Below are 6,708 nucleotides of genomic sequence, written 5' to 3'. Positions count from 1 at the left end.
GTCAGATGCCGCGCCAAGTGGACTGGTGTCTCGTCTGGGTGTTCTCAGGTCAGCTGCGCGACCACGTGGTCGATGCATTGCGTCAGCTTCGTGACGTCCTCGGGCTCGACGGCGGGGAACGTCGCGACCCGTAGCTGGTTGCGGCCGAGCTTGCGGTACGGCTCGACGTCGAGCACGCCGTTGGCGCGCAGGATCCTGGCCACCGCAGCGGCGTCCACCGCACCGTCGAAGTCGATCGTGCCCACGACCTGCGAGCGAGCCGCAGGGTCGGCGACATACGGCGTGGTGTAGGAGGTCTGCCCGGCCCACTCGTAGAGGCGGGTCGACGAGTCCAGGGTCCGCGCCGTCGCCCAGTCGAGCCCGCCGTTGCCGTTCAGCCACTCGAGCTGGGACGCGAGCATCGCCAGGGTCGCGACCGCCGGGGTGTTGTACGTCTGGTTCTTGCGGCTGTTGTCGATCGCGGTCGGCAGGCTGAAGAAGTCGGGGACCCAGCGCCCGGTCGCGGCGACCTCGTCGACGCGGGCGAGCGCGGCGGGGGAGAAGAGCGCGAGCCAGAGCCCGCCGTCGGAGGCGAAGGACTTCTGCGGCGCGAAGTAGTAGACGTCGGCCTCGCGGACGTCGACCGGCAGGCCACCGGCACCGGAGGTCGCGTCTATCAGCACGAGCGCGTCCTCGTCGGCGCCCTCGACTCGCCGCACCGGGGCCATGACCCCCGTCGAGGTCTCGTTGTGCGGCCACGCGTACGCGTCGACACCCGCCTCGGCCTTCGGCTCGGCGAGCGTGCCGGGCGCGCTCTCGATGATCGTCGACTCGCCAAGGAACGGTGCCTTGGAGGTCACCTTGGCGAACTTGCTCGAGAACTCACCGAACGCCAGGTGCTGCGCGCGCTCGCGAACGAGCCCGAACGCGGCGATGTCCCAGAACGCCGTCGATCCACCGTTGCCCAGGACGACCTCGTAGCCCGCCGGCAGGCCGAACAATGCGGCGAGGCCCTCGCGGACGGTGCCGACCAGGTTCTTGACCGGCGCCTGACGGTGCGACGTGCCGAGCACCGTCCGGGCGATCGAGGCCAGGTAGTCGACCTGCTCCGGGCGGACCTTCGAGGGGCCGGACCCGAACCGGCCGTCGCTCGGGCGGAGGTCCTGGGGGATTGTTACGGCAGGGGTATCGGTCACGTTGTTGCCTTTGCTCAAAGGGGATTGCGGGCAGCGACGCCGTTGTCGCCGTCCATTGAAGCGCACATCCCAGCCCGTCGGACCACCCGGTCAGCGGGTGGACCCTCAACCCGGCCGGTATGACGCTGAGCCGCCGAACGCTCGCCCGCTGAGCGGCATACCGCCGGGTTGTCGGCTCCGCGAAAGCGTCGGCTCGCCGTGTCCGCGCCGTCTTGAGGCAGCGCAGACGCGTCAACGCGACGCATCTGCCTCACGCGGCGTCGTCCTGGAGGGCGGTCCGGATACGCCGGTCGATGAGGTAGGTGTCGTCCAGCTCGGACCAGACGAAGCGTTCGATGAGCCACCGTCTGCGACGGAACGAATCCTCGCGGCGCTTCTCCCGGAAGACGGCGTCCGGGCCGTCGTCGTCGCGATACTTGATCGCCCCGTCGAACTCGAGGAGCAGCCGGGTCCCCTTGATGCGGAAGTCGGCGAACTTGCGTCCCAAGTCGGTCTCGACCCGGAACTGGGGCTGCACGTCCCAGCCCAGGGACCGCACCCGGTGCCCGAGAATGCTCTCGCCGGGTGACTCGATCCGCGCGTCGGCCTCCGCAAGAATGGCGCGCACCGGACCGACGTTGGTGTGCCCGGCGAAGGTCGGGAGTGCTGCAGCCAGGTCACCGAGGCTCATCCGGCCGGTGTGGAGGGCGGCGTCGGCAGCGGCGAGCGCGGTCAGCGGCTGGTACTCGAGGCCGGACTGGATGACGGCATGGGCCACTGGGACGCGGTCGGACGCCTCGAGTCCCGGGATCGCGGCATGCAGCTTCACGGGCGGACGGATCCGCGATGAGCCGGGACCGATCCGCGTGAGGTGCACTCGGCCGAGTCCGGCATACACCGTCGGCAGGCGTTGCCAGATGAGGGCAGAGGTGTGGCTCGCCATGGCTCGTCGACCCATCCTCATGAACGCGGCCCGGGTGGCCAAGCGGTTCCAGTCGGTCTGGTCCTGTGGAGGACGCGTGGCGTACCAGCCGCGGATCAGCGGATGAGCCCCGCCCGTGCCGACGAGCCTGGCCAGGGCGTCAGAAGTGAACCCGGCGCGGCGTGCCTGGGCCGCCGAGAAGACCTCTCGGTGGGCGAACTCCGACGGCATCGCTGGCATGGGGCCAATCGTGGCCGAAACGGCGGACTCGCCGCTGGAGGCCTGTGGACAACCACACGACGGTGGCCAGCCGCGTCGAGTTGACGAGTCTGCGTCGCCAGCAGGCAGCGCAGACGCGTCAATGCGACGTACGTGTCGGAGCGCGGCGCGATGCAACGCCAGGGGAAGCACTTGGCCGACGGCCGGACAGACCAGCGGGTCATGATGGCACCATGCAGATCCCCGACCAGCGCCCGTTCCCGCATCCGAGCTTCGCGGGGCAGGACCTCGACCTGGACGGCTATCGGTTCGACGCCACGGACTTCACCCACGCGCACGCGCAGGGACGGACCTTCCTCGAGTGCACGCTGGTCGCCTGCGACCTCGGCGAGGCGGTCTTCCGGGGCTCGCGCTGGTCCCAGTGTGCCTGGGAGCGCGTGCATGGGGCCGGGATCTCTCTGGTCGAGGCGAGCCTGCACGACATCGTCATCGACCAGTGCCGGCTCGGGGCGGTCTCGGCGTGGGGATCGCAGTGGCGTGGGGTCACCGTGCGCGGCGGCAAGATCGACTTCCTCAACCTGCGTGGTGCCAAGCTCAAGAACGTCATGTTCGAGGACTGCTTGATCAGTGAGCTCGACCTGCAGGAGGCGACGGTCGATGCGGTCCGCTTCGACGGGTGCCGCCTCGTCGAGCCGCAGTTCGGGCGGGGTCGCTACACGGGGCTCGACCTCACCGGCGCCGAGCTCGTCTCACCCCAGGGCGTCGCCGGCCTGCGCGGGGCCCGGGTCAGCCGCCTGCAGCTGCTCGACCTCGGGCCCGTTCTCGCGCTCGAGGCCGGCATCGAGGTCGCTGGGCCGTGACCGGCGTCGCCGGGCTCAGTGCCCCCGCCGGAGTGCGGTCGCGGCGTGGTCCTTGACTCGAGCCTTCGCGGACACCCGCTCGTCGGTACGGATCCGTCTGGTGAGGTCGACGCCCAGGATGAGGTCACCGAGGGGGACGTCGGCCATGGGGTGCACCGTGACGGCCGTGTCGCCGGTGAAGACGACCCAGTGGGCCTGCTCGCCCCGGTAGACCTTGAGGATGCTGCCCTCCCAGATGGTGTGGGCGTGGGCGTACGCCGCTCGCCGGGCCTGCTCGCTCGCCATGATCTTCTGCGCGGCCTCCTTCGCCGGCTCGCGCAGCGCCTTGCCCGCGACCCAGATCTGGGGGCCATACTTGACGCCGAGGACGACGACGGTTGTCAGAACCTTGCCCTTGCGCGCCATGACTGTCCTCCTCGCTGCTCGGTGATCTGGTCTCGGTGATCTGGTCTCGGAAGCGACACCGGTGGGTGTCTGCCTCACCTGCCGCAGCAGCCCTCCGCAATGACCCTAGTCTGTGGCAATGACGGAAGGAGATGTGCAAGCCGTGCCTCGTGTCGACTACACCGGAGACGGGCTCGTCGAGTCCGATCTCGAGCCATCGCCCTACCTGCAGGCCCGCGCCTGGCTCGAGGAGGCGATCGGACGTGCGGGGGAGAGCCGGCTGTTCGCCGAGCCGACCGCGATCAGCGTCGCGACCGTCGACGCCGCCGGCCACCCCAACGTCCGGACCGTCCTGCTGCGGTTCTTCGACGAGCGCGGCCCGGGCTTCGTGACGAACCTGGAGTCGACCAAGAGCGCGGAGCTGCACGCCAACCCGCAGGTCGCTGCGGCGCTCACCTGGCCATGGCTCTACCGGGCGATCCGCTTCCGCGGGCGGGCCGAGCTGCTGGGTCGCGAGGAGGTGCACACCTACTTCGACCACCGACCGTATGGCGCTCGCGTCTCCGCGTGGGCCTCCCGGCAGTCGCGTCCCGCGACCGGCCGTGAGGAGCTCGAGCGGCGCTGGGCCGAGGCGCGGGAACGGTTTCCTGACACCGGCGACCCGGAGGACGTGCCGGTGCCCGACTTCTGGGGCGGGTGGCGGGTCCGGTGCGACGAGGTCGAGTTCTGGGCGGGCCGGGCGAACCGGCTGCACGACCGCATCGTGTTCACCCGGTCGGGAGGGGGCACGCTGGCCGACCCCGACTCGTGGCTCGTGAGCCGGCGTCAGCCGTGAGCCGGCGGCCCTGAGCATTGGGACTGAGCACTGGGGCTGGGGCAGGCGGGAACTGGTCCGAGGGCGATCTGTGACAAACCCCTTGCCTGACACGTGGCCCCGTCGTAGCGTCGGACCAAGAGCAGAGAAGGGAGGTGATCCGAGAAGTGACTTCTTCCGGAACGTGTGAGGTGGCTGCCCAGTAGTCGGGTTCCCACCGACACCAAGGACAGAGGGAGCGGGACGACTCGGATAGTCGTCCCGCTTCTCTTGCGCCGTTGCCTGGGGATACCTCGGGTGTCCCCGCGGGGCGCGTGAGGCGCACGATGAGGTTCGGCCCTGCCGTTCGGTGTGCCAACCCCTGATGAAGCTCCCGAGTATCCTCGTAACTCTGACCTTGGGAGGACCGTGACCGACCTCATCGACACCACCGAGATGTACCTCCGCACGATCTACGAGCTGGAGGAGGAGGGCATCGTGCCCCTCCGTGCGCGCATCGCCGAGCGTCTCGGACACTCGGGGCCGACGGTCTCGCAGACCGTCGGCCGGATGGAGCGGGACGGGCTGGTCAGCGTCACCGGCGACCGGCACCTCGAGCTGTCGACCGAGGGCCGGCTGCGCGCCATGCGGGTCATGCGCAAGCATCGGCTCGCCGAACGCCTGCTCGTCGACGTCATCGGCCTCGAGTGGGAGTACGCCCACGAGGAGGCCTGCCGCTGGGAGCACGTCATGTCCGAACAGGTCGAGCGCAAGATCCTGCACCTCATCGGGGAGGGCCGCGAGTCGCCATACGGCAACCCCATCCCCGGCCTCGACGAGTTCGGGGTCGCGGCGGGCGAGGACTTCCGAGCCGGGCTCGTCATGCTGCCCGAGGCCATGGCGCCGGGCGGCGACGACGCTCTGGCGGAGGTGACGATCCGCCGGATCGGAGAGCCGGTCCAGGTCGACCCTGCGGCCCTGGCCCTGCTGACGACCGCTGGTGTCCTGCCGGGCGCGCGAGTCGTGCTGCGGCCGGCCGAGGGTGGCGTCAGCGTCATCCGGGCAGGAGCCGACCCCGACTCCGGCGTGACGTTGCCGGGCGAGGTCGCCGCGCACGTGTTCTGCGAGCCAGCACGTTCCTGACCGCCCGCTCTTCCGGCCACAGTGCTGACCACGTGCTGACCACCTGCTGAGACGATCGAGGGGTGTTCCGTGACCTCAATGTGACATGAGCGTGTCTCTTCCGATACCTTTGGCTGGCTCCCCCGGACAGCGTGGGAGTGCCCGAGTCGGCTCGCCCAGTCCTGCCGTCGGCTCGCGGGTCCGAGCAACTCGTATGGCAGGAGCGGGGGAACCAGGTTTCCCGGGCGTCGTGAGACGTCCTAGGGGTGAAGTCCTCGGGCGGGACCGGATGGTCACGCGCGAGGGCCGGGCAAACCTCCCAGCCCGAACCCGACAGCTCACCCCGTAGGCGTGTGGAGAGGTAGTCGTGGCTCACAACCCCACCGGGCGCCACCGCGTCCCCGGTCGATTCAACCCGCTCGCGGAGCTCAGGCTCATCGCCAAGGAGTCGGCGCAGCCGGCCGTCAAGGGCGCCGCCATCGTCGCGGCCTCAGGTGGCCTCATCGCCACGGTGGCCGTTCCGGCCACCGCTGCCGAGGCCAAGCCGATGCCCGTGGTGGCTGAGCATGCGGCCGGCAGCTCCACGACGAGCGCGGCCGCAGTGATCGGTCCCGGCGCAGCGGTCACCAAGGCGGGCGACGCCCTCGCGACCATCGGCTTCAAGCCTGCCGCCGCGCGCAAGGCCAAGCCCATCGTCATCGAGGACCTGGTCGTCAAGAAGCAGCGTGCCGAGCGGGCCCGCCAGGAGGCCGCAGCCCGGGCCGAGGCCGAACGCGCTGCCCAGGCCGAGCGCGCTGCCGAGGCCCGCCGGACCGCAGCGGCTCGCTCCCAGACGACCTCCTCCCGTTCGAGCAACCGCAGTGCACCGAGCACGAACAATACGTCGAAGGCGGCGAGCAACCCGGCTCCACGCGCGTCCGGCATCGTCGGCATCGCGCAGTCGATGTTCGGGGTGCCCTACGTCTACGGCGGCTCCAGCCCGAGCGGGTTCGACTGCTCCGGCTTCACCTCCTGGGTCTACCGTCAGGCCGGGGTCTCCATCCCGCGCACTGCCTCGGCTCAGCAGTCGGCCGCGACGCGGGTGTCCTCCCCGCGACCGGGCGACCTGGTGTTCTTCGGCTACCCGGCCTACCACGTCGGCATCTACGTCAGCCCGGGCCGGTTGATCGACGCGCAGCGGCCCGGCACGACCGTGGGCAACCACTCCATCTGGACGACCCCCTCGGGTTACGGCCGCTTCTGACCGGCCCTGAG

At 70.3% G+C, this 6,708-nt stretch carries 7 protein-coding genes and 1 riboswitch; of the genes, 4 read left to right on the top strand and 3 right to left on the bottom strand.

Annotated features, from left to right (window positions below):
- Positions 1 to 44: 44 nt before the first annotated feature.
- Positions 45 to 1,175, bottom strand: a complete 1,131-nt coding sequence (gene serC, locus L0H79_RS01250) for a phosphoserine transaminase (RefSeq protein ID WP_301482715.1) — start codon at positions 1,173 to 1,175, stop codon at positions 45 to 47.
- Positions 1,176 to 1,425: 250 nt separating this feature from the next.
- Complete coding sequence (locus tag L0H79_RS01245) at positions 1,426 to 2,316, bottom strand: hypothetical protein (RefSeq protein WP_301482714.1); 891 nt, start codon at positions 2,314 to 2,316, stop codon at positions 1,426 to 1,428.
- 212 nt (positions 2,317 to 2,528) lie between these two features.
- On the opposite strand from L0H79_RS01245, the gene L0H79_RS01240 reads away from it, so the two are divergent.
- Entirely contained in the window at positions 2,529 to 3,155 is a 627-nt protein-coding gene (locus L0H79_RS01240; RefSeq protein WP_301482713.1) for a pentapeptide repeat-containing protein, read from the top strand.
- A 15-nt stretch (positions 3,156 to 3,170) separates the two neighbouring features.
- Here the strand turns inward: L0H79_RS01240 and L0H79_RS01235 are convergent, their stop codons facing one another.
- Positions 3,171 to 3,560, bottom strand: coding sequence for a hypothetical protein (locus tag L0H79_RS01235; protein ID WP_301482712.1), 390 nt, complete (start codon positions 3,558 to 3,560; stop codon positions 3,171 to 3,173).
- Positions 3,561 to 3,702: 142 nt separating this feature from the next.
- On the opposite strand from L0H79_RS01235, the gene pdxH reads away from it, so the two are divergent.
- From pdxH to L0H79_RS01220, 3 genes are all read left to right on the top strand, one after another.
- Positions 3,703 to 4,374, top strand: a complete 672-nt coding sequence (gene pdxH / locus L0H79_RS01230) for a pyridoxamine 5'-phosphate oxidase (RefSeq protein ID WP_367652419.1) — start codon at positions 3,703 to 3,705, stop codon at positions 4,372 to 4,374.
- Between the two features lie 387 nt (positions 4,375 to 4,761).
- A complete protein-coding gene (locus L0H79_RS01225; RefSeq protein WP_301482711.1) occupies positions 4,762 to 5,475 on the top strand; it encodes a metal-dependent transcriptional regulator in 714 nt (237 codons plus the stop codon).
- Between the two features lie 155 nt (positions 5,476 to 5,630).
- A riboswitch (cyclic di-AMP (ydaO/yuaA leader) is annotated at positions 5,631 to 5,820 on the top strand.
- Position 5,821: 1 nt separating this feature from the next.
- Entirely contained in the window at positions 5,822 to 6,697 is an 876-nt protein-coding gene (locus L0H79_RS01220; RefSeq protein WP_301482710.1) for a C40 family peptidase, read from the top strand.
- Positions 6,698 to 6,708: the final 11 nt, after the last annotated feature.

Origin of the sequence: Intrasporangium sp. (assembly GCF_030452765.1) — a bacterium.
GTDB lineage: Bacteria > Actinomycetota > Actinomycetes > Actinomycetales > Dermatophilaceae > Intrasporangium_A.
Note: the sequence above shows the minus strand (reverse complement) of the source record. Positions and strands in the feature narration are given on the sequence as shown.